This is a genomic window from Shewanella yunxiaonensis (assembly GCF_018223345.1).
In the GTDB taxonomy this organism is placed as follows: Bacteria; Pseudomonadota; Gammaproteobacteria; order Enterobacterales; family Shewanellaceae; genus Shewanella; species Shewanella yunxiaonensis.
In genome coordinates, this window is record NZ_CP073587.1 from 3,395,637 (window position 1) to 3,418,677 (window position 23,041).

Below are 23,041 nucleotides of genomic sequence, written 5' to 3' on the forward strand. Positions count from 1 at the left end.
GCATCCAAATTAAGCAGTGCCACCGACGGTGAGTCGATCCAATTTCAGTGTTGGCTGACCAACTCCTACCGGAACGCTCTGACCATCCTTACCACAGACGCCGACACCTTTGTCCAGTGACAGGTCGTTGCCCACCATGGAGATTTGCCCCATCGCTTCCGGCCCATTGCCAATGAGAGTGGCACCTTTAATCGCGTGGGTGATCTCACCTTTTTCGATGAGATAGGCCTCGGAGGCGGAAAACACAAACTTCCCGGAAGTAATGTCGACCTGACCACCACCAAAATTAGGCGCATAGATACCTTTTTCAACTGAGCGAATAATCTCAGCCGGATCCGATTCGCCCGCCAGCATATATGTGTTGGTCATGCGTGGCATTGGCAGATTTGCATAAGACTCACGACGACCATTGCCTGTCGGCTGTTGTCCCATCAGTCGTGCATTGAGTTTGTCCTGCATATAGCCTTTCAAAATGCCGTTTTCAATCAATACGGTACGATGTGTTGGCGTGCCTTCATCATCAATAGTGAGCGAGCCGCGACGATTGGCCATAGTGCCATCATCAACAACCGTGACTAATGGCGATGCCACCTGCTGCCCAATGCGGCCACTAAAGGCGCTACTACCTTTACGGTTAAAATCGCCTTCCAGGCCGTGACCTACTGCTTCATGCAGCAACACCCCAGGCCAGCCGGGGCCAAGTACTACCGGCATTTCACCGGCAGGCGCATCGACGGCATTAAGATTGACCTGCGCTTGACGCACCGCTTCGCGGGCAAAGGCAAAACACACGGGTAAACCATCATCCCCGGCTACCATCAACGCCTGATAATCATGACGACCACCGCCACCGGAGCCACCGCGTTCACGTCGACCATTTTCTTCCAGGATCACTGAACAGTTAAAACGCACTAATGGTCGAATATCGGCCGCCAGGGTACCATCACTGGCCGCGATCAGGATCTCTTCATAGACCCCGGAAAGGCTGATCACCACTTGGATAATCCGCGGGTCAAGACTGCGTACATAGGCATCGGCCTGCTTTAACAACTGGATCTTAGGGGCTTCAGTCATTGCCGCAATCGGGTCTTCGCTTTGGTACAGTGACTTCACGCCGCGACGCTTCCAGGCATGCACTTTGCCTTTGCCACCACTTTGCGCGATGCCTCGAGCGGCTTCCACAGAGGCATTCAAAGCCGCCGGTGTGATATCGTCAGCATAGGCAAATCCCGTTTTTTCACCGGTAATAGCCCGAACCCCGACGCCACGTTCGATGTGGAAGCTGCCCTCTTTGACAATGCCATCTTCCAGTACCCAAGACTCGTGACGGCTGCCCTGAAAATAAAGATCAGCAAAATCCACCTGATGCCGGTGAATGCGCTCAAGATATCGGTGCAGGTCTTCCAGTGTCAGTCCCTGCTGCAGCAAACTTTGTCCTACCTGGGTTAACAATGACATGTATGCTCTCTCAATGGGCCTCAGCCCGTATTCCTGGTTAATGCTTGGCTGGCGGCAACAACGCCGGCAGCGAAAATCGATTGTGTTGTGATACCGGCATGTTACTGCGGATTTTTTGCAGCTCGTCCATATCCAGCCGTGCCTGCACCCAACCGGTGTTCTCTGGTAACTGTGCCATAATCCGGCCCCAAGGGTCGACGATCATGCTCTGCCCCCATGTTTCGCGACCACCTTGGTTATGACGGCCCCACTGCGCCGCCGCCAGCACATAACACTGCGTTTCAATTGCCCGCGCCCGCAACAACACTTCCCAATGGGCCGCCCCAGTGACTCGGGTAAAAGCTGCTGGCACCAGTATGATCTGCGCGCCCGCCTGACGCAATGCCCGGTAAAGATCGGGAAAACGCAAATCGTAGCACACTGACAGGCCGATACGACCAAAAGGGGTATCGACCACACAGACACGATTGCCGGGACAGAAAGTATCGCTCTCCCGGTAATTGCGGGTGTTATCACTGATATCAACATCAAACAGATGCAGTTTGTCATAGTCGCCCAACACTTGTCCTTTATCATCGAACAGGTAAGTGCGACTGTAAACCCGACCATCGCCACTGGCGACAGGAATGGTGCCGGCAGCAAGATACACCTGATGCTTTGCCGCTAATGCCGCTAACTGTTGTTGCAGGGGTGTTTCATCACCCTTACCCGCAAAGGCCAACTGCTCACCTTCATGACCACCGAATAACAAGGCACATTCAGGCAACACGACCAACTGTGGCTCGCCGGGCTGTCGCGGCAATTGCTCAAGCTGCGAGTTGATAAACGCCAAATTCTCTGCGGGCTTGCGACTGCTCTGACACTGAAGAAGATTTACCTGCATCTGCGGGTTCCTCTGTGGGCTTTGGGGTCGGTTCGGATGTTTTAGGTGCTGTGGGGGTGGTTCCGTTCTGTTTCTCTGTTTCAGCCGGTTTCGCATCAGTGGTCGCTTCGGCTGATTTTACTGTTGCTGTAGTCTCGGATGATTCGGTTGTTTTGGCTGCGCTATCGCTGGCCGCAGGCTTAGTCTCTGCAGATGTTGCTGGGGCAGGCGATTTCGTAGTCGCGCCAGCAGCATCATTTGCGGCAGGCTGTTCTGAAGCTGGTAACGCGCTTTTAGGAATTTCGATCTCTTTACTCTTACGCTCCAACTCTTCCAGCTTAGGTTCAGACATGGTGCCGGTTAGCCGGAAACGTATTTCAGAGATCACTTCAATCACCGGTTCTAACACCTTGGTTAACGCAAAAGCGCCAATGCCCATGGTCCAGGCACTGGTACTAAGCAATACCACGGTCGGCACGCTGGAGGCTAACTTAGGTGCAAAGCGGATATCATAGTTAAGGCTTTCTGTATTAAGGTCAGTGTAGCCCCGCACCTTCATATTACCGGCAATAGCATCCATTTCGGTGTTAGTGGTTTTTACCATCCCATTATCGATGCGTAAATCACCACCAAAGGTATTGAAATATAATCCTTTACCAAACACATCGGAGAAATCCAGCGACAGTTTACGTAGCAGCGAATCCAGGCTGAACAGCGAGAAAATGCGGGCGCCTTTGTCACTGATTTGCTCCATATGGCCTTTACCCAATTCAAAATGCACATCACCATTGAGTGTCGGCAGATTGAAATCGACGGGGCCGCCGTGCCACTGCAACGCCGCCTTCATTTTTAACGGCGAATCTTTCACCCCTGGATTAACGTCAAACAGCTGCGCCAATTGTTCAAAATTGGGGGAATCAATATTGAAGTTCACCTTGGTCTGATTGTCACCGGCAGTGGATAACCAGTCCCCCTGACCTTCCAGCTTTCCTTGTGGAGCGGACACGGACAACGTTTGAATATGATAGCCTTTTGGCGCTGGTGCACTCTGTAGCACCAGATGTCCCAGGGCAATATTCTGGAAACGGAAATCATCCACATCCACGGCTAATGGCGGCAAATCATCAGGCTGTTGCGCAGTCGCCGCTTCTTTGATGTCGGAAGCACTGCCAATCGGGTGCAGTGGATTCAGATACAAACGTGACGCCTTGAGTTTCACGCCTTGACGATACCAGTCCGGGAAAATTTCGACACTGCCAGAAAACTCCGGTGACAATCCTTCAAACTGCCATGACTGGTCTGTCGGGTGTGCGGTCATTTGTAACTGGGTAAATTTTTGCCCCAGTAAGGTCAGGTCATTGATCTTCGCCTGAATGCCTTTCAGTGGCGGGAAGAAAGCGACATCCGTTGCGTCTTCGGTTGTGCGCTGTTCATCCTCTGCAGTCGCAGCAGTGTTCACACGCTGAGGCTCAGTCGCAGTTGATGCAGCCGCCTGGGGTTTAGTGTCAGTAAATGCAGTAATGACTGGCAACCACTGAGCAAAATCCACTTTATCGAGGTCGAGCCGCAACTGGCCACCATCTTTGACTAACTGATCACCACTGCGGAATAATCGCCCCAACAACAGATCATAATGTTGCAATCGATTGCCGGAATCGGCAGCAAAGCCGCCCCAAAATTCCGCTTTATCGCCAATGCGAATTCCCAACGACGCTTGCTGATCATCCCCCAGCAGTTCTGCCTGCAAGGCCAGCGGCTCGCCTTTATCTTTTGCAAAAGGTGCCGGTAATGTCAGCTCGGTGTTTGCCAGATCAGCATCCACGTTGGCCTGTAAGGTGTAGCCGCCATCATCAAAAATCAGTTGCAGCGCACCCGACCAAGCGGTGCTACCTTGATAGAAAGGTGTTAGCGGGTTATCCAGTTCCGGCGGCAACCGCGACAACTGCCAGTTACCTTTGGCGTGAACGTTCACCGCAAATTTGTCATTAAGGTTACCGGTATCAAAGGTAATCGTCGCCGGCTGACCGTACAGTAGGGCGGTAATGCCCTCACCGGTAACCACTTCGTTATGGAAGGAGACGATGCCGTTGACCTTATTGAGTTTTACCCCAGGCTTACGGATGAACACCGGCGTATCGGCAAATGCAACCTGTCCTTGTATATCAGCCGTGCCGCCAGCATAAAGTGGAATATCCAGTTTGAGTTTACCGTTGACGCTATCCTGAATTTTCACCGTATCCAACGTCGCGCCCACGCTATCTTTTAATGGTGAATTCAACATCACCGCCGCGATATCCCAGCCTTTGGCTGCGATATCAGCATCGACGAGCAAATGACTATGAACTTCTAAGCTGGGGATACTAACGTTGGCACCACTGATATCAATATTTTGTAGCTTACCCGCAAGCACTTTGATCTCCATTCGGGCATTTTCAAACAAGCCATCAATGGTTAAATCTTTCGTGCTTGGCCAGTCTGGCTGAAAAGCAAAACGTCCGTTTTCCATGGTAAAACCGGCCTGGAATATTCCACTATGATCGTCAAAGGGAAAGTTAGCCAAAGGCCCGCGCCATACCACCGCAGCGTTGTCACTGTGACCGGCTTTCAGCGCTTGTTCCAGATAGTGACTCAGGTCTTCACCCATTTGCCGTCGTGGGAAATACCGCCCGGCGTTATCCGCCTTGTGTAACTGCACGGCTGCGGCCAACGCCATGGTGGCCTGATCACGTAAATCCAGTCGCAGTGACGTATCCAATTGCAGGTCTTCATTGCTAACCTGCAGATCTGCGACAAATAATTGCAGCGTATCGGTATCAAAACCGGCAGCGAAAGCTGCGCCGTCAAACACCAACGGCGCCTTAAACTCTTTGGGAATCTCCAGCTGATAATGCTGCGATGGTAAGTCCGCATTGAGATAACCATTCCGCCAGCTGAGGCGTAAGTCGAGCGGCGCAATCCCCGGGATCTCGCCGACTGCTTTCCAGGTAAGCCCTTGTACCGGCAACGCTGCTTGTAAGTCGCCATCAGCACCGCGGTATAACTTCAGTGGACCCAAGCTGCCCTGCGGGGTCATCGCCAGGATTTGCTGCAGCATCACTTTGTCGACACCAGGCACTACCGGCAACAGCGGCATTAAGTCCGCCACCTGTATTTGATTCAGCTGCCCAAAAAACTGTTGCTGCTGCTTTTGCAGCTGGAGTTGCAACGGCTGCCAGGACTTGCCATTGGTTTTGAGTTGCAGATTGTGACTGTCTAGCCGCCAGCCACCTTGCTGCGGTTGCCAGCTTATACTGCCACCGGCGATATCGAATCGTTGTTGCTGATTATCCAAGGTCCACTGAAACCAAGATGGGCTAAATTGGACTAATCCTGACTGCAACGAGCGGTTGGCAAACTCGACCCAGCCCGCTAAGTTGATCACACCTTCCAGCGGGATATCGGCTAACCCCGGTTGTTTACTTTGCTGCGCTGACGCCCAGCGGCCAATATCCAGTGATTGTGCCTGTACATAAGCCTGACCGTGAATAGTGTCTGGTTGATAACCATCACCATTCAAATCGATGCGTAAAGTCAGGTGTTGCTGTGCCTGTTGTGAGTCATCAAGATACAGCGCGCCGCTGCCCTGATGCGATTGACCATGATTCTGCCAGCGCAGATCGCCAATATGGATGGGCCGATAATGGATCTCTTTGGATAACAGCTGCACCGTAGCATCACCAACGGAAAAGCGCTCCAGTTGTTCCAGCAGCAAAGAGTACAACCAATCCATATTGCCGCCACGTTGGGGAGACGTATTGTCCGCGGCGGCCGCATTCAACTGATCCATGTCGAGCGCCAGTTTTACCCCGTCAAAGATGACATTTTCCACTTGCGGCTTGGCCGTGAGCAGGGTTTCCCAGAAATCTAATTTAACCTGGACATTCTGCACCACCAAGGTGATTGGCAGATGTTCCTGTTTTGGCAATACCAGTTTTTCGATAGTGAGCGATGGACCATAAGCCTGCCAGTGCGCCGACAGTTGCCCCAGTTCGACACGGACACCGTAGTGTTGCGCTATGTAGGCGGTAACTTGCTGACGAGCCTGATCCAATTGCGGCAACAACCCCCGGATCAAGCTCACCAATAAAGCAAACAGCAGCAGTGAGACCGCCAGCATTTGCCAACAGAAACGACCAATCTTATAAGGGCTAAAGCGTAAATTCACTACACCATTACCACGTCATATTTGCTCTGCACATACATGGGTTCACATTGAATACGTACCCGTTTACCGATATACACTTCCAGCTCGGCGACTGTATGTGCCTCGTCTGCCGACAACACTTCGTAGACCGCAGGCGCACAATAGATAAGAAACTCATCGGCCTGATAGGTTCGATTCAAGCGGATAATTTCCCGGAAAATATCAAAGGACACGGTTTCAACCGTTTTCATCGTGCCGGTACCGCGACAAGCCGGACACTCACCGCAAAGAACATGTTCCAGACTTTCCCGGGTACGTTTGCGGGTCATTTCCACCAGTCCTAAACCGGAAAAACCAGAGCCAGAGATATTGGTTTTCACTCTGTCGGCGCTGAGTGCTGAGGTCAGGCTACTGAGCACCCGTTGTTTGTGTTCCTCTTTCATCATATCAATAAAGTCGATAATGATGATGCCCCCCAGATTTCGCAGACGCAGCTGACGAGCGATGGCCTGAGTCGCTTCGAGATTGGTATTAAAGATGGTTTCTTCCAGATTGCGATGCCCCACAAAACCGCCGGTGTTGATATCTACCGTCGTCATCGCTTCGGTCTGATCGATGATCAGATAACCACCGGATTTAAGCTCGACTTTGCGCTCCAGCGCCCGCTGGATCTCATTTTCTACATCATAAAGATCGAAAATGGCCGCTGGACCGCTGTAATGCTCAATCTTGCCCGCCACATCCGGCATAAATTCTTGGGCAAACTGCAGCAATTCTTCATACGTGCTTTGTGAGTCCACTTGCACCGAGTCTAGATCCACTCCGACAAAATCCCGGACAATCCGCACCGGCAAGGCCAAGTCCTGATACAGTAAAGTGGCCCCTTGGCGTTTACGACGCTCACTGACTTTGGCCCACACCCGCCGCAAAAATGCGGCATCCTGCGCTAATTCTTCTGCGCCTACGCCCTCTGCTGCGGTGCGGATAATAAAACCGCCGTCAGCGTCGACGAACGGCAACGCAATCTCCTTGAGACGCGCGCGCTCTTCTTCGGATTCAATCCGCTGCGATACCCCAACGTGACTGGAGCCCGGCATAAATACCAGATAGCGAGAAGGTAAGGTGATATCTGTGGTTAATCGTGCGCCTTTGGTGCCCAATGGATCTTTTACCACCTGCACCATGATGTCCTGGCCCTGGCGTACCAGCTCAGCAATATTACGCACCACAAAATTGCCTTTTTCGGCATCAGCAACACATTCGGTATGTGGAAAGATATCAGAGGCATGTAGGAATGCGGCTTTATCTAGGCCGATATCGACAAATGCGGCTTGCATCCCTGGCAACACCCGGCTGATTTTGCCTTTGTAAATGTTGCCAACCAAGCCACGTTTCATGCGCCGTTCAATGTGCACTTCCTGCAGCACGCCGTGTTCCACCAGCGCGACTCGGGCTTCGGTAGGTGTCACATTGATCAGCAGTTCTGATCCCAGCTTGCCGGGAAGCCGCTGTTTCACTTCACTGCTGTGTTTCACATTAAGCCCTTATTGAAAGTCGATAGGATGATTTTATCGTTAGCAGGCGGGGAAATCTGCCAGAAATTGCGATTTTATGTCAATGTGGCCTTACAGCAGCTGCATCTTTTGTAACAAGATTCTGGTCTCCACCAGTGGCAATCCTACCACAGCAGAATAACTGCCGTTGATACGGGAAATAAAACTTCCGCCCAGCCCCTGTATACCATAGGCACCCGCCTTATCCATAGGCTCGCCACTGGCAACATATGCGGCAATTTGTGCTGCCGTCATATTGCTAAACGTCACTGTGGTTGCGACCAATGCCGACTCAGTGCAGTGCCCATCAGTAACCGCCACCGCCGTCATGACCTGATGTTCGCGGCCACTCAGTTGACTAAGCATTGCTATCGCTTCTTCAGCATCAGCGGGCTTACCGAGGATATTATCGTCGACAACAACGATGGTGTCGGAACCTAATGCGACAGTATTGGGGTGTTGCCAGCGGTTGAGTCCTGCTGCGGCCTTTTCTGTGGCTAAGCGCATGACAAAAGTGGCCGCGGCTTCTCCCTGATGACGCGACTCATCAATATCCGTGGCGAGTACATCAAAGGAAAAGTTCGTAACTCCCAGTCCCAGTTGAGCCAGTAATTCACGGCGACGGGGCGAGGCTGATGCCAACAACAATTTTTTCATTATCGAACCTTGTAACGACGCCGAAACCGCCGCAGCACCCAATATATCCAGGGCCACAGCACCATGCCCGAAACCACGGGCAGCAATTGCTCAAGGTCAAATTCGCTGTGGAAAATAATAAACTGCAGCCAGAAGACAATCAGATGATAGAGCAACAGTAAGAAAGCGATAATCAATGCCTGTTGCCATACGGAAAAATTGCGTAACTTCTGATAGTTAACAACTATGATGTAGATGATCAACGAAAAAGTCAGCGACCGGATACCGAGGTAAGCGCCCAACAATACGTCCAATATGGTGCCCAAGACCCACGCGGTCAGGATGTTATAACGGTGCGGCAATGCCATTGCCCAATAGATCATCACCAGCAATAACCAATCAGGACGGGATGCTTCAACCAGTTCCGGCACCGGCATAATCTGGAACAACAAGCCGATTAACATCGAGAACCACACCACCAAACTGCCGCGAGTATTTTCCAGCATCATGGCGTTTCTCCCTTGGTGTCAGCGTTAACTGCCGGCACCGCATCCTCTTTGTTAACTGGAGCAGAATGCTGTTCTGGCCAGATCAGCAGCAGATAACGGATGCGATCCAATGCTGCCATTGGCTGCGCCATCACTTTCAGATAGCTTTGACCATCATCATCCTTTACCGAGATCACCCGTGCGACCGGGTAACCTTCCGGAAAGCGATTGCCAAGACCTGAAGTCACCAGCAGATCACCAACTTTGATATCGGTGCTTTTCGGCACATAACGTACCTCAATTTCATCCACTTCACCGGTACCATTGGCGATCAGTCGCACATCATTACGGGTGATCCGCACCGGGATCCCCTGCTCAGGATCCGACAGCAATAACACCCTTGCGGTGAGCTCACTGACCTGAACCACCTGACCAACAATTCCCTGCGCGTCCACTACCGGTTGGCCGACGAACACCCCATCGCGAACACCATGGTTGATCACCACGTATTGATGGAAAGGATCTGATGCCACTTCCATCACTTCGGTCACCATCTTGCGCGAGTCCATATGAACCGGCGACCCTAGCAGCGCGCGCAGGCGTTCGTTTTCCTGACGCAGATGTTCAAAACGTTGCAAGCGTTCGCTCATCAGCAACTGTTGCCGCATCAGTTCCTGGTTTTGGGTTTGCAACATATCGCGGGTAGCAATGGCTTCAGAACCCCAATCCAGCAGGAGTCCCGGCACATTGGCGAGGTATTGAATAGGACTGAGAAGGGACGCGAGTGATTGTCGAACTGGCTCTAATCGATTACTGGTCAACAGCAATACCACCGACAGAATAACTGCCAGTGTCAGACGAAACTGATTGGACACACCACGGACAAAAATAGGTTTCATCACAAAAACCAAGGCGGTGATTTCACCGCCTTGTTTATCGACCTATCAGGTCTCTTCCGAGAACAGGTCGCCGCCGTGCATATCAATCATCTCAAGCGCTTTACCGCCACCGCGAGCCACGCAAGTGAGAGGATCTTCTGCCAGCATGACTGGAATTCCAGTTTCCTGCATCAGCAGCCGGTCGAGGTCACGTAACAACGCGCCACCACCAGTGAGCACCATACCGCGCTCAGAGATATCAGACGCCAGTTCTGGTGGTGATTGTTCCAGGGCCACCATCACGGCACTCACAATACCTGACAACGGCTCTTGCAGCGCTTCAAGGATTTCATTGCTGTTAAGCGTGAAGCTTCTAGGTACACCTTCTGCCAGGTTGCGACCACGTACTTCAATCTCCAGCACTTCATCACCGGGATAAGCGGTGCCGATAGTGTGCTTGATACGCTCTGCGGTCGCTTCACCGATCAGGCTGCCGTAGTTACGACGAACATAGTTGATGATCGCTTCATCAAACTTGTCACCACCAATACGGACGGAAGAAGAATAAACCACGCCGTTCAGGGAGATAATAGCAACTTCTGTAGTACCACCACCGATGTCAACGACCATAGAACCAGTCGCTTCGGATACTGGTAAACCAGCGCCGATCGCCGCGGCCATGGGTTCTTCAATCAGATAAACTTCGCGGGCACCGGCCCCCATAGCGGATTCTTTAATGGCACGTCGTTCCACCTGTGTTGCACCAACAGGAACACACACCAGCACGCGTGGGCTTGGACGGAAGAAGCCGTTGTTGTGCACCTGTTTAATAAAGTGCTGCAACATCTTCTCAGTCACGTAGAAGTCGGCAATCACGCCGTCTTTCATAGGACGGATCGCCTGAATATTTCCCGGTGTTCTACCGAGCATCTGTTTAGCTTCCATCCCTACAGCGGCAACAGATTTCTGACCGGAACTATTACGCTCAGCGCGGATCGCCACTACAGAGGGTTCATTCAGCACTATGCCTTCGTTACGTACATAAATAAGTGTGTTGGCTGTACCCAGGTCGATCGAAAGATCATTAGAAAAAATGCCACGCAGCTTTTTGAACATGTAACTTGCCTGTATTCTGTGGAATCAGAAGAGAAGGATTTTAAAATCAGCTAACTTTATCAATGCCACCCCCATACCACAAGCTTTGCTGACCCAACATTTGCGAATATTCGGATTTTTTTTAACTCGAGTCATGATGGTGGCCGATGACAATATTCAGTACTGTAAAACTTGGCGGATTTAGCGCTAGTTATTTGGCGGAGTCAAGTTATTTACCGACAGCTTAACTACGCTCATCTGACTTCGCGCCAGTTAATAATTCGGTCATTGCCACGATAGCGACCAAAATAAGCACTGGATCTGGGGTCGAGTAATTCACTGTTTACACCGTTCCAGCTCCAATACCATTGCAGCCATTCCGGCACGGGTAAAGGCGCGGTGACTTTACCCCGATAAGCACCATTGGCCTGCCACAGTAGCTCAAATTGACCACCGCTAACGGAAGCGTCGCCGCCACGGCTGATGCTTTGACCACTGCTTAATGCCGGATCAAACACATAGCCTAGCGCTGCATTGTCACTTTGCGTCACCAATGTTGGGGTCACGGTACTACAGCTATCATTGGTATTTTGTTGCCAATTGCTGCCATTCCAGTATTGCGACTGGCCTGTCATCGACAGTGTCTGGTTTTCCGGGCCATAGGTGTTAGCCACGACAATGCGGCCATGACGCATATCCAGGGGACCCAGTTGCTGAGATACGCAATCAGCGGCGGTCTGACAATCACCTGCGGATGTCGCATTCATGTCGGGCGATAACATCGGCACACTATCGCTGTCGCTGACGTCAACCCCAAGGATCAGATGACTAAAGGGGCCATCGACACCCGGGGCGGTTGTCCGAGCAAAGGTTGGGGTTCCCGCGTAAGTCAGGCTACCGAGCTGCCAGCTCGTGCTGAGACTGCTCAAACGTCCAGAGAGATCAACACCATCATCATTGTTTTCTGCATGCAATACCGGCACACCTTTCGCAAACGCGTCGATGTAGTTGCTGGTTTTGGTACCTGCACTATTCAGTGCCGTCAGGGTAAAACTGAGCGAAAACGGTTGGTCCATGTAGCTAAAGGAGCCACAACTGTTGCTCATCGCCACACTGGTTAATTCAAATGCAGCAGGATAAAAGCGCCCAATTGCCACTGAATAAGCCGGGGCAAGTACAAAGGCATTACTGCCAAGATAAGCTTGGTCACTGTAAGCACTAAAACTGAATACACCCACCTCGCTGACACTCTGATTGACTAACGTCCCAGCAGTACCCACATGTTGATCGTAACTGCTGACCCCCAAGCTACCTGGAAGCCCGGCTGTTGGTGCAACTAACTGATGACCCAGTGAGACATTGGCCATCGCAAAAGAGGGGGTATCAGCATTGTCACAGATGTCGGTATCACCATCTGACTGCCAGGCTTTGGCGGTGACGATTAACGGGAAGCTGGCTCCGGCTTTTTTGTAGGCAGCACAGGTTGCATAATCGGCATTTGTGCACTCAGCATTACTTTCTTGCGGTGTAACACACAGCCCCACTGGAAAACTGACAAACTCGTCAGCACCGCTCACATCCATTCCTGCATCGTCGCCGCTACCGAGATACTGCGCGTTAAGTTGCATTTTACCGGCATCAGCGTAGTCCACATTCACCGTTGCTTGGCCTGAGCTATTAAACGTCAGCGTCTGACTGCTGGCAGCCGTGGAGGATGTGGCAACAGTTTGGTTGTTCACTGTCATCGGTTGCGGCGTATAACCGCTAAAACTGGAAGGATTGATATAGTCGCTCCAGAAACGGATAGCTTTGCTGCCCACAAACGCGGGGATACACTGCTGACTGCTGTCATCTTTTTTAACCGCACTGATGAGCACGGTTGCTGGCTTGGCGGCAAGTTTATCTGGTACATCAAATACCAAACCCGCTTCAGCAAAACTCATGGTACAGGCCGCTGTAGTTGCCGTGCCACTACCTGCAACACATAACGTATTGTCTGTTGCGGTGGGAGTAGAATCTGCAATGCCAATCGTAATAGGTGCAGTATCATTTTTCTTTAACTGAATCGTGGCGACACCATCGGTAAAAGAAAGCCCATTACCCCCAACCCAATACCCATTACTGACAGCAGTCGGGCTGACACTGGCGTTAATAGTCCCAGAGTAATAACTGCTGCAACTACTGTCTTTACATACATAAACAGTGATGGTTTCCGGAGCGCAGACTAAGGGAGATGACGCATAATGCAGTTCAAAATGATCGATAGTATCAGTGCGCTGTTTAATACACATGCCACCGAAATCGGCCTGATCCACTACGCTAAGATCAACCGTAATCGAATTCCCTTTTGGGTCTAAGATGCCGCCCGCGGCAATTGCGCCATCGAGCTTAAAGCTACCATTAACGGTGGCTCCGGGTGCCAAATACAGGATGCCGTTGATGTGCGAATCACCCTGGATATCCAAATTATGACGAATGTAGATTATCAGATTGGCACCGCTGCCTATGGTATTAAGATTGGCATTTCTCAATGACAGATTGTCAAAATATAAACGTGTAGATATGCCTGATACGCTTAATTGATCATCTGAACTGCCATTACCAGTGACCGAACCATTGGCATAGTTATAATCACCCGGCGTAAAAGCACAATGAGCACTCTTACTGCAGTTTAAATCACCCAAGCTGCTGCCTAAAGATGCCGGGGGATAAAGGCCATTGGGATCATGACTACCTGTTGGAGGATCGGTGAAAATATCGTAACAATAAGGCACATCTGCTGCAGCAGTGAAGTGAACAAAAAGAAGCATGGAAATTAAAAGCCGCCAACATTTATTCACGGGCCTCAACCTCCACACTGCGATTAACTCGTAAACACTGATTGCTTGCACCATCACAATTACCGGTTTCACACACAGCGGTGCTGCGCACAATATATTGGGTGACATCATCGGCCGTTTGACTGACACAGCTCAGAGATACACGGCAGCCATGAAACCCTGTTACATCTGGCGGAACCCAGCTTGCGCCAACCGCGGCACAACCGCTGCTTGTGCCGGTAACAGGAAATAATTTTGCCAACGCCGCGTCAGCGCCGCTATTGGCCGCATTAAAAGCCCGCAAACTCCAGACTTCAATATTGATGCCTTCATCAGCATTGCTGCCAATACGCAATAATGCTGCCGCCAATATCGACATCAGCACAATCACAAAAATCGCAATCACCAGAGCGCTGCCCTGCTGGCGCGAATAGCGCTGGCATTGCAAGAGTTTATGGGACATTGAACACCTGCACCTGGTGCTGATATGTGAAGGACTCTCCCAGAATACTGAATCGGGGATGCAGCTGTACAATGGCGTTGTTGGTTAAACTGGCCGGAGCCAAGGCCAGGGGTAATTCTGTGGCAAAATCATTGCTGAGATCTTCAGCCATCAACACGCCGGTAGTAGCCGGTGGCAAAGGCTGCGTCGCAGCGTATCCATAATTGTCATAACGACGGATCTGACCACTAGCAAAAAAACAGTAACTGACCGGTTGTTCTGCTGCATACCAACGTTTGCCGGGAGAGGCTTCGGCAAAACTTACGGTACTATTGAATACAATCTCGGTAACGGCACCAGTTGTTGAGAAGCTTTTTATATCGAAACGCTTGCCATTGGTTGCAGCATAAACATCCGCATTGGAAAGGGGATACACCAGCAGTTGCATGCCATTTTGCAAAGAGGTTGGCGGCGTAAACACGCGCATAGTATTGCTGCTGTTATCTGGTGCCTGAGGCAGACTCAGATAACTTCCCGCAAGACTTACCGGCAAAAATTCCAAACATTGAACGCTACCATTATCTGCGAGACGCACACTGCCAGGAACGGCATTCTGTAACTCCCGCGTCATGCGCGCCAGAACAAAACGACTGCTGCCGATGATGCGATCCACCGCGCTGGAATCCATAAAGATGCGCGTACCAAAGATGACAAAACTGCTGATGCCAACCACCAAAATGCCCAAGATGATAATCACGGTTACTAATTCGACCAGCGTAAACCCTTTGGCGTTATGCATCAGTAGTTACTCCTCACCGCATCAAAGCGAATAGCCTCGCCCGCGGGTGTAGTCACCACCACAGTGATCAATTTCGTTTCAGTGGCGGCGCCAGATGTCACGCTGACTTGCAAGCCAAATCCCGGATAAAGATCCGCATAGGTTCGACTGCTGTTAAGCATTAAAGAATCCTGGGTTAACCCGTTATAATCATCCACATCGTCATAATCATTCCGCGACTCGGCATCAGGACCAAACGCGGTTGAACAACTTAATCCCGTACTACTGTCACAAGCTGGAGTGCCGCCAAAGCCACTGTGTTCATCATAGGCTTTACCCCAGATTTCATTCATCACAGAACCTGCGAGTTCACTGGCGCGTACCCGTTGCAATGTCGAAACAGCATGATCGCTTTGAGGAAATAGCACACTGGTGAGTAATACGATAGCAATGCTCAGCACCAGCATACCGATGACCATTTCAATTAAGGTAAATCCCGCAGACTTAGCCTCAGTCTTCATGAATGTACCCCTCAGACTCTATGGCAATGCCTACAGTGTCATCGGCAATTATCTGCAAACAGCTGCCGCTACAGGAAACAGCTCCCGCATTAAAGGTACTGCGGCCATCACTATCAAATTGCAGGGTGAAATTGGCGCTGGCGGTGGTGAGTAACTGAATTTGCGTATTGCGAGGGAGTGATTGTTTGGCATCACTAAATATTAGCGATGCACAATCACTTTGCAGATGATGGAGCTGATAACCACTGCTATCCACCTCAAGTTGGTAACAGCGATCAGGATTGTTGATGGCGAGCATCTGCACGCGCCGCAACTCACTGATGAATTCCTGCCGCAAGGCATAGGCGCTGAACGAGCCAGCGCCGATGAATCGTGGTAACACCACCACCGACAGAATTGCCAGCAGCAGGATGGTCACTACCAGCTCAACTAGCGTGAAGCCGTGCTGTCGTTTTGGCAGGTTTAAGTTTGTAGGAAAGATCATTTGCACGATTGAATTCCTTAACTCAACTGCCATTGTTGTGATAATTATTTATCAGCAGCCAGTGGTAACTACTTCTACTTTTGGTTGAGAAGCACTAGTTGCCTCAGTGTATGTCAAACTACAAGTATTTCCATCAGCATCAGCATCAGCAGGCGCGCCCTTTTGCCATATTTTTGCTGTACCAGCGGCATTACTGGTACCAGCCGTAACATTTATAATCCAGTCATTTGCAACATTATCAGTAGGCCCTGTACCAGCACCTAGATCTATATCAGCACCGTTCTTTAATCCATTAAGAGTTGCAGGCAAATAACCATACACCACATCGATTACATTACCTTGATTGTCTTTAACATTTGTAGAGTCACTAGGGCTTTTTTCTACTCCAGCCAACGCAGCCTTTGAATACACCAAAGAGTTAGCCCCCTGAATAGCCCCTTTAAGTCCCTGAAGTGCAGATACACGGGCATCTGATTGCAGATTAATAAACTTAGGTGCTGCGACAACGGCCAGGATCCCCAGGATAATGATCACGACGACTAATTCGATCAATGTAAAACCTTGTTGCTTTCTCATAAAAAACATCCCTTAAGCATTTATAAAAATATTAATTGGTAAAACTCAATACCTGGCCGGTACCCGGATTATAGGTAATGCCTTTAGCACCCGAGGTGGTCAAATCCGGGGTAGGCGTTGGCACACCGCTGGTTTGATTCAGTGTCAATGAAGACACCTGATAAAACACACACAAATCTAGATTGCTGACAACGGTACCGCTGATAGAGGTGGCGCTGCCGCCCTGACCGCTCATCACCTGCACCACATAACGCTGATCTTGCGCATTCTGGGTAGCCAGCACGTTCTTTGGCGCACTTTGTAGCACGTTATTGAACACTTCCTGACAGCTAGAACTCGACATTCCCGTTGCTGAAGTATTGGTCAAGCCAGTCGGATAACCAAAACGCGTATCCAACGCGATACTGGTGCCATCCAGCGTCACCGTATTATTACGACGACCATCAACTTCCCATTGGGAACGTACAAAGGCAACTGCCGTGGCCAAACCACCAGTGACGCCTTCAAGACTGGCATTCTCAGCATCGTCGGTTACGTTAAGAAAACGTGGAATAGCCGTCGCCGCCAACAGCCCCAGTATCACGATCACGATGACCAGTTCAATTAATGAAAAACCTTGTACATTCCGTTTCATCTAAGACTCCTTTTCAACAGGAAGCTCAATTTTATCAACTATATATTTAATTGCATCACTGTTCTGTCTGCGCCGTCAAAAAAATGACTCTTCCAGTCGACAATTGATAGTTAATGCGTTGCCCCGAACTACCACGATACTGACATTCTTTAGTATCTGTTTGATAACTCACGTCTAATCCGGTCTGAACCGCTGAAGCGCCTAACAGTTGCAGCCACAGTTGATCGCATCCGGTGACATCCAAAGTTACCGGTAACGGCCAGCCACCTTTGTCCATCAGCAGTGACTCGTGTTGACTGGTCGCTTCTGGCAGTTGCCAGTCAGCCTTTAACATGGCCGGCTTGCCCTGTGTCAGCCATTGCGAGCGCACCATTGCCAGCAGATTCAACAAGCGATTATGTTCAACCTGTAATCCATTATCTGCCACCTGTTGCAGCCCATTAAAATAGCGGCTGCCAAGAATGCCCAGAAACAATAACAACAACACCAAGGCAATCAGCTGGCGGAACACCGACATCAAATCATCATCAGCGCTGCGCTGCGACCCTGCCATTAATGGCCACCTTTGACCACACTGAGCATATCCCACATTGGCAGATAGATGCCCAATGCCAGTACCAGCACAATCGCCGCCACAATGCCGATCAGAATCGGCTCCAGTTTGGCGGTAAGGTTCTTCAAATCAAAATCCACTTCACCTTCATAGAAGTCAGCAGCGTCATTTAACAGTTGATCAATCTGACCGGTTTCTTCACCGACAGCAACCATTTGCAATACCAGCGGCGTAAACAGGTGGCTGGCATTCGATACCCGCAGCATCGACTCCCCGGCCTCAATCCCGCGGCGCATGTCGACGATTTTGTCATGCATGTAACTGTTATCCACCGCATCGGCGACCAAACTTAGCGCCTGCGTCATCGGCACGCCTGCGGTGAGCATCATGGCGAAACTCCGACAATAGCGGGCGAGCGTGGAACGTTCAATAATCGAACCGACGGCAGGAATATGTAACTTCCATTGATCCCACTGCTTTTCACCGGATGCTGTGTTGTGCCAATAACGGATTCCCAACACTACCGCCAGCAAGCCAACGAGCAACAACGGCCAGTAATGCACAAATAGGTTGGAGGTTCCGATAAGGATGCGGGTGGGCAGCGGTAACTCCGCGTGAAATCGCGCGAACATCTCGGCAAATTTGGGGATGACCATGATATTGAGGATCACCAATGCCAGCGCCACTGCGATCAGCACAAACATAGGGTAACGCGTTGCGGATTTGATCCGACGGAGGGTTTCCTGTTCGCGATCGATATACACAGATAACTGCAGGAACGCATCTTCCAGCATGCCGGTGTTTTCGCCAACATGAACCATCGACACAAACAGCGCATCAAACACATCAGGATGATGATTCATCGCCGATGACAACGTACGCCCGGCGGTCAGTTGTTCCGAGACATCCTGTAGGGCCTCTTTCATCCGCTTGGAGTGAGTAGTCTCAGACAAGCCCGCGATCGCGCGTAAGATTGGGATGCCGCTGCGCGTCAGCGAATACATCTGCCGAGTAAAAATTTGTAACTCATCCAATCCGACTTTGCGGCGCAACAGACTGGCAAAATCCAGCTGCTGCTTGGGCTTAATCTCCTTCAGTTGCAAGGGGATCACCGCGCGAGACATCAGCAAGTCGGCGGCCGCACTCTCTGACGCCGCTTCTAGCTGGCCGCTAACTGCGGCGCCGTGACCGTCTCTGCCACGATATTCATATAGTGCCATCAGCGGCCCTCATCCCGAGACTGTAGTGACTGCGCCAGAGATTTAGGATTGTCGGTAACATCTTCCACCAGCTTAGCGACTTCTTCGATAGTTGTAAGTCCCCGCTGCAGGTATTCCAACGCCGACGCTAATAGCGGTGTAAACAGCGGACTGGCTTTTGCAGCATCGGCAAATACCTGCGGATTACCAGTACGCATCGCGTCGATCATCGCTTCATCGAGTTCCAGTAATTCAAACACGCCGATACGCCCCCGATAACCGGTACCGGAACAACTCTGACAACCGGTACCAATACGGAAAGTGGCTTCACTAAAATCCTGCTGACTGACACTGGCAAGCCAGGCGCGCTCTTGCGGCGACGGCTGATAAGGTATTGCACAGTTTTTACACACGCGCCGCACTAAACGCTGGGCAATGATGACTCGCAATGCACTTGCCACCAGATAACCGGCGGCCCCCATATCCAGCAAGCGCAAGGCGCTGGTGATGGCGTCATTGGTGTGCAATGTAGACAATACAAAGTGACCGGTCAGCGCACCGCGCAAACCGATTTCCACGGTTTCGCGGTCACGCATTTCGCCGACCATGATAATGTCCGGGTCCTGACGTAAAGTGGTTCGCAGTACGTTGGAAAAATCCAGCCCAATCTTATGGTTGACCTGCACCTGGTTGATACGCGGCAACTGGTATTCAACTGGGTCCTCAACAGTAATAATTTTACTCTCGGCTTTGTTGAGTTCGCTGAGAATGCCGTAAAGTGTGGTAGTTTTACCGCTACCGGTAGGCCCGGTGACCAGTAACATACCATGAGGCCGTTTTATCTGCCGTCGCACCCGGTTAAGAATTGCCGGAGGCATCCCGGTTTCATTGAGGGTCAACAATCCGGCTGATTGATCCAGCAAACGCATTACCACGGATTCGCCGTGTGTGATCGGCATGGTGGACATACGGATATCAATCTGGTGGCCTTTAATTTCGATATGAAAACGACCGTCCTGTGGCAGGCGCTTTTCTGAGATATCCAACCCCGCCATTAGCTTAAGTCTTAGTACCAGCGCTGAGGCAATATTGACTTCCTTCAGCACGGTCTCCTGCAGCAGACCGTCGACACGCTGGCGAATGCGCAATGACTTGTCGCCAGGTTCAATATGAATATCGGAAGCACGCACTTGCACCGCATCTTCAAAAATGGTCTGCAACAACTTAACGACGGTGGTTTCGTTATCGCTGTCACCTTGCGTCAGCGTCGCGAGATCAAACTGTTCGTCAGCGGCGTATTCTTCTTCCAACTGCCCCGCCATTTCCGCGATATGGCCGGTCAGGCGATACAGGTTATCAAATGCATCGAACAGCTGTTGCTCTTTGACCACGGCTAATGTCAGACGTCTGGGGGCCAGTAGCAGCTCCAGTTCATCCAACGCCTGCAGATCAGCAGGATCGCTCATTGCCACCTGCACTGAGTCGCTGGTTGCCGAGATCACCAAGGCCCGAAAGCGTCTGGCTTGCCCTTCGGTGAGCAGATTGACCACGCTTGCAGGAATCGCCAGGCGACTGATATCCATCAGCGGAATATTCAGCTGCTGCGACAAAAATTGCAGTAGCTGATCCTCAGAGATGTAAGCCATATCAATCAGCGTACGCCCGAGCTTGCGGCCGGTTTTCTTCTGCTCCGCCAGTGCACTCAGTAACTGTTCTTCCGTGATGATCTGTTCCTGAACTAACAGGTCACCAAGGCGCATTTTCAGCTTTGGCTTCACTGACTATCTCCTATCTGGGCGATTCGGTTTTCTATATAAGCTCGAGCTTCCACTGACAAATTATCTCGTTTTAATGCCTCACGGTAAGCGTCAGCGGCAGCAGGGTAACGCTGTCCAGCGTCCAACCCGTGCGCCAGCCCCATCCACCAGCGGCCATCATTGGGGGCGGTTTCAATCAACTTATGATAACTTTGCTGCACCAGCGGCCAATTTTTGTTTTCCTGCCCAAGTTTGGCTAACGTCAGCCACTTATCGGTGGCGAAGCCCGAGTCATCAGCAATGTGATGCAAACTGGCGGTGGCCGCTGCTGTTTTGCCCTGTGCTGACTGCACGCGGCCAAGCAGCAACCATAACTGCTGTTGCGTGGGATAAGCGCTGACGCCAGTTTGCAGCAACTCTTCGGCTTGTGGCAATTGACCACTGCCATAATAAAGTGCCGCCAGTTGTGTTCTGGCTTGATGCAGTGCCGGATAAATCTCAAGCGCTCGCTGAAATGCAGCGACTGCGGCTTCCAAATCGCCATTTTGCTGCGCTGACATGCCATGTTGATACTGCTTCCGGGCTAACTGTTCGGGAGTGAGTTTCACTTCCGTAATTTGCATCTGTTGCGGCTTCGCGGTAGCGACACTTGCCTTCGCCGCGACAGTAGTGTTCTTAACGGATGAGGATGCAGCTTGCGATTTAGCGGGGGTTAACCCTGTGGTTTTTACCGTGTGTTCAATGGCGACGTCAGGCACGCTTTGTGTAGTTTCTGTCGCACTTGCGCGCGGGGATGGCAAAATCTTTGCGGTCTCAGCAACCGCCTCATCAGCAGTTACTGGCGCAGCAGACGGAGCGGCTAGGGTTGAACTAGTCTCATCAGCGATACCTGCTGGTGACGCGTCAGCCGCCTTGTCGGCGACAACCGGTGACACATTCGGTAACGCAGTTGGCTCTAAGCCTTTAGACGCGAATGGGACAGCCGCTGTATGGGTGCTGGCGGTGACGGCTGGCAGATTGCCAGAAGCTGGCTTCCCCGAGATTTGGCGCCAGCCATAAACCCCCATGGCAACCAACACTACGCCAATGACGACGCCAATGAAGATGCCACGCCAAGAAGCTGTAGCCGATACAGTGGCTGTCGTTGTGTTGGGGATCCCGTGCAAACTATGAGGTTGCTGGCGTTTATCGAGATCTTTCAACATCTGATTGACGACACTCACCATGCCACTCCTTTTAATAGTCCGACGGCGACTAATAACACCAGCACCACAGTCCCGGTCCATAACCAGCGCCAATCAGGCGCGTGAGTGGCATCTTCGGTATCAGCGATGGCGGCCCGCAAGTGCTTATCACTGACTTGCTCGAGGCCAGCACCATAACTCAATAACAAGGCTTTGTGCGCTAACACATTAATGAGTCGCGGGATCCCTCTTGAGGCTTGCGCCAATAATTTTTGCGCTCTTGGGCTAAACAAAGGGCGGCCCTGATAACCTGAAACTGCCAGCCGATGCCGTAAATAAGCGCAGACTTCTTCCCGCTGCAACGGACGCAGTTGATAACTAAAAGTGATACGTTGCCGTAGTTGGCGAAATGCCGGTTGCGCCAGCCGCTGATCCAGTTCCGGCTGACCAAATAACACCACCTGCACCAACTTACGTTGCTCAGTTTCCAGATTGGTAAATAAGCGCAGCGCCTCCAGACTATCATCCGGCAACGCTTGAGCTTCATCGAGGATCAGCACAATCTTTTTATCCTGAGCGCTTAGTGCTAACAGTTGTTGCTGGATCAGACCGGTCAGATGTAACTGGTCACGCACTTCATCCAACACAATTCCCAGTTCCTGAGCCACTGCCGCACGCAACTCCTCGGGACTGAGATAGGGATTGGGCAACCAAGCGCAGACAAACTCATCCGAAAGTTCATTGAGTAACTTGCGGCAGATTAAGGTTTTACCGGTGCCGACTTCACCAGTGACTTTGATAAAACCTTCGCCGGTTTGCAGCGCGACCTGTAACACCTGCAATGCCTCGACATGCGGCGCTAACCCGAAAAAAAATTCGGTATTCGGAGTCAGGGCAAACGGCATGCTATGCATACCAAAGTGCTGCAAATACATGACACC

The 23,041-nt window shown here is 51.2% G+C and carries 20 protein-coding genes; all 20 read right to left on the reverse strand.

What is annotated here, in order from left to right:
- Positions 1-9: 9 nt before the first annotated feature.
- Positions 10-1,458, reverse strand: a complete 1,449-nt coding sequence (gene tldD / locus KDN34_RS15480; protein WP_212594598.1) for a metalloprotease TldD — start codon at positions 1,456-1,458, stop codon at positions 10-12.
- Between the two features lie 37 nt (positions 1,459-1,495).
- Positions 1,496-2,341: a carbon-nitrogen hydrolase family protein gene (locus KDN34_RS15485; protein WP_212594599.1), complete on the reverse strand. Its 846-nt coding sequence runs from the start codon at positions 2,339-2,341 to the stop codon at positions 1,496-1,498.
- Positions 2,265-6,524, reverse strand: coding sequence for a YhdP family protein (locus KDN34_RS15490; protein WP_212594600.1), 4,260 nt, complete (start codon positions 6,522-6,524; stop codon positions 2,265-2,267). The genes KDN34_RS15485 and KDN34_RS15490 overlap by 77 nt, the downstream gene beginning before the upstream one ends.
- The gene (gene rng / locus KDN34_RS15495; protein ID WP_212596687.1) at positions 6,524-7,996 is read right to left on the reverse strand and encodes a ribonuclease G; all 1,473 of its coding nucleotides are present in this window, start codon (positions 7,994-7,996) and stop codon (positions 6,524-6,526) included. Before rng ends, KDN34_RS15490 begins: the two co-directional genes overlap by 1 nt.
- Positions 7,997-8,128: 132 nt before the next feature.
- Entirely contained in the window at positions 8,129-8,713 is a 585-nt protein-coding gene (locus tag KDN34_RS15500) for a Maf family protein (protein WP_212594601.1), read from the reverse strand.
- On the reverse strand, positions 8,713-9,201 hold the full coding sequence (gene mreD / locus KDN34_RS15505) for a rod shape-determining protein MreD (protein WP_212594602.1): 489 nt from the start codon (positions 9,199-9,201) through the stop codon (positions 8,713-8,715). The genes KDN34_RS15500 and mreD overlap by 1 nt, the downstream gene beginning before the upstream one ends.
- Positions 9,198-10,079 (reverse strand): rod shape-determining protein MreC, encoded by an 882-nt coding sequence (mreC, locus tag KDN34_RS15510; protein ID WP_212594603.1) that lies wholly within the window; start codon positions 10,077-10,079, stop codon positions 9,198-9,200. Before mreC ends, mreD begins: the two co-directional genes overlap by 4 nt.
- Before the next feature lie 45 nt (positions 10,080-10,124).
- Positions 10,125-11,174, reverse strand: coding sequence for a rod shape-determining protein (locus tag KDN34_RS15515; RefSeq protein ID WP_212594604.1), 1,050 nt, complete (start codon positions 11,172-11,174; stop codon positions 10,125-10,127).
- A gap of 233 nt (positions 11,175-11,407) precedes the next feature.
- Positions 11,408-13,963, reverse strand: a complete 2,556-nt coding sequence (locus KDN34_RS15520; protein WP_212594605.1) for a DUF6701 domain-containing protein — start codon at positions 13,961-13,963, stop codon at positions 11,408-11,410.
- A gap of 22 nt (positions 13,964-13,985) precedes the next feature.
- Positions 13,986-14,435 (reverse strand): MSHA biogenesis protein MshP, encoded by a 450-nt coding sequence (locus KDN34_RS15525; protein WP_212594606.1) that lies wholly within the window; start codon positions 14,433-14,435, stop codon positions 13,986-13,988.
- A complete protein-coding gene (locus KDN34_RS15530) occupies positions 14,425-15,213 on the reverse strand; it encodes a PilW family protein (protein WP_212594607.1) in 789 nt (262 codons plus the stop codon). Before KDN34_RS15530 ends, KDN34_RS15525 begins: the two co-directional genes overlap by 11 nt.
- On the reverse strand, positions 15,213-15,713 hold the full coding sequence (locus KDN34_RS15535) for a type IV pilus modification PilV family protein (protein ID WP_212594608.1): 501 nt from the start codon (positions 15,711-15,713) through the stop codon (positions 15,213-15,215). Before KDN34_RS15535 ends, KDN34_RS15530 begins: the two co-directional genes overlap by 1 nt.
- Positions 15,703-16,197, reverse strand: coding sequence for a type II secretion system protein (locus KDN34_RS15540; protein WP_212594609.1), 495 nt, complete (start codon positions 16,195-16,197; stop codon positions 15,703-15,705). Before KDN34_RS15540 ends, KDN34_RS15535 begins: the two co-directional genes overlap by 11 nt.
- Before the next feature lie 51 nt (positions 16,198-16,248).
- Positions 16,249-16,773 (reverse strand): type II secretion system protein, encoded by a 525-nt coding sequence (locus tag KDN34_RS15545; RefSeq protein WP_212594610.1) that lies wholly within the window; start codon positions 16,771-16,773, stop codon positions 16,249-16,251.
- Positions 16,774-16,804: 31 nt separating this feature from the next.
- Complete coding sequence (locus KDN34_RS15550; RefSeq protein ID WP_212594611.1) at positions 16,805-17,407, reverse strand: pilus assembly FimT family protein; 603 nt, start codon at positions 17,405-17,407, stop codon at positions 16,805-16,807.
- A 55-nt stretch (positions 17,408-17,462) separates the two neighbouring features.
- Positions 17,463-17,960, reverse strand: a complete 498-nt coding sequence (locus KDN34_RS15555) for an MSHA biogenesis protein MshF (RefSeq protein ID WP_212594612.1) — start codon at positions 17,958-17,960, stop codon at positions 17,463-17,465.
- Complete coding sequence (locus KDN34_RS15560; RefSeq protein WP_212594613.1) at positions 17,960-19,180, reverse strand: type II secretion system F family protein; 1,221 nt, start codon at positions 19,178-19,180, stop codon at positions 17,960-17,962. Before KDN34_RS15560 ends, KDN34_RS15555 begins: the two co-directional genes overlap by 1 nt.
- Positions 19,180-20,937 (reverse strand): GspE/PulE family protein, encoded by a 1,758-nt coding sequence (locus KDN34_RS15565; RefSeq protein ID WP_324033318.1) that lies wholly within the window; start codon positions 20,935-20,937, stop codon positions 19,180-19,182. The genes KDN34_RS15560 and KDN34_RS15565 overlap by 1 nt, the downstream gene beginning before the upstream one ends.
- Complete coding sequence (locus KDN34_RS15570; RefSeq protein ID WP_212594614.1) at positions 20,934-22,142, reverse strand: tetratricopeptide repeat protein; 1,209 nt, start codon at positions 22,140-22,142, stop codon at positions 20,934-20,936. The genes KDN34_RS15565 and KDN34_RS15570 overlap by 4 nt, the downstream gene beginning before the upstream one ends.
- On the reverse strand, positions 22,136-23,035 hold the full coding sequence (locus KDN34_RS15575; RefSeq protein ID WP_212594615.1) for an ExeA family protein: 900 nt from the start codon (positions 23,033-23,035) through the stop codon (positions 22,136-22,138). Before KDN34_RS15575 ends, KDN34_RS15570 begins: the two co-directional genes overlap by 7 nt.
- Between the last annotated feature and the right edge of the window lie 6 nt (positions 23,036-23,041).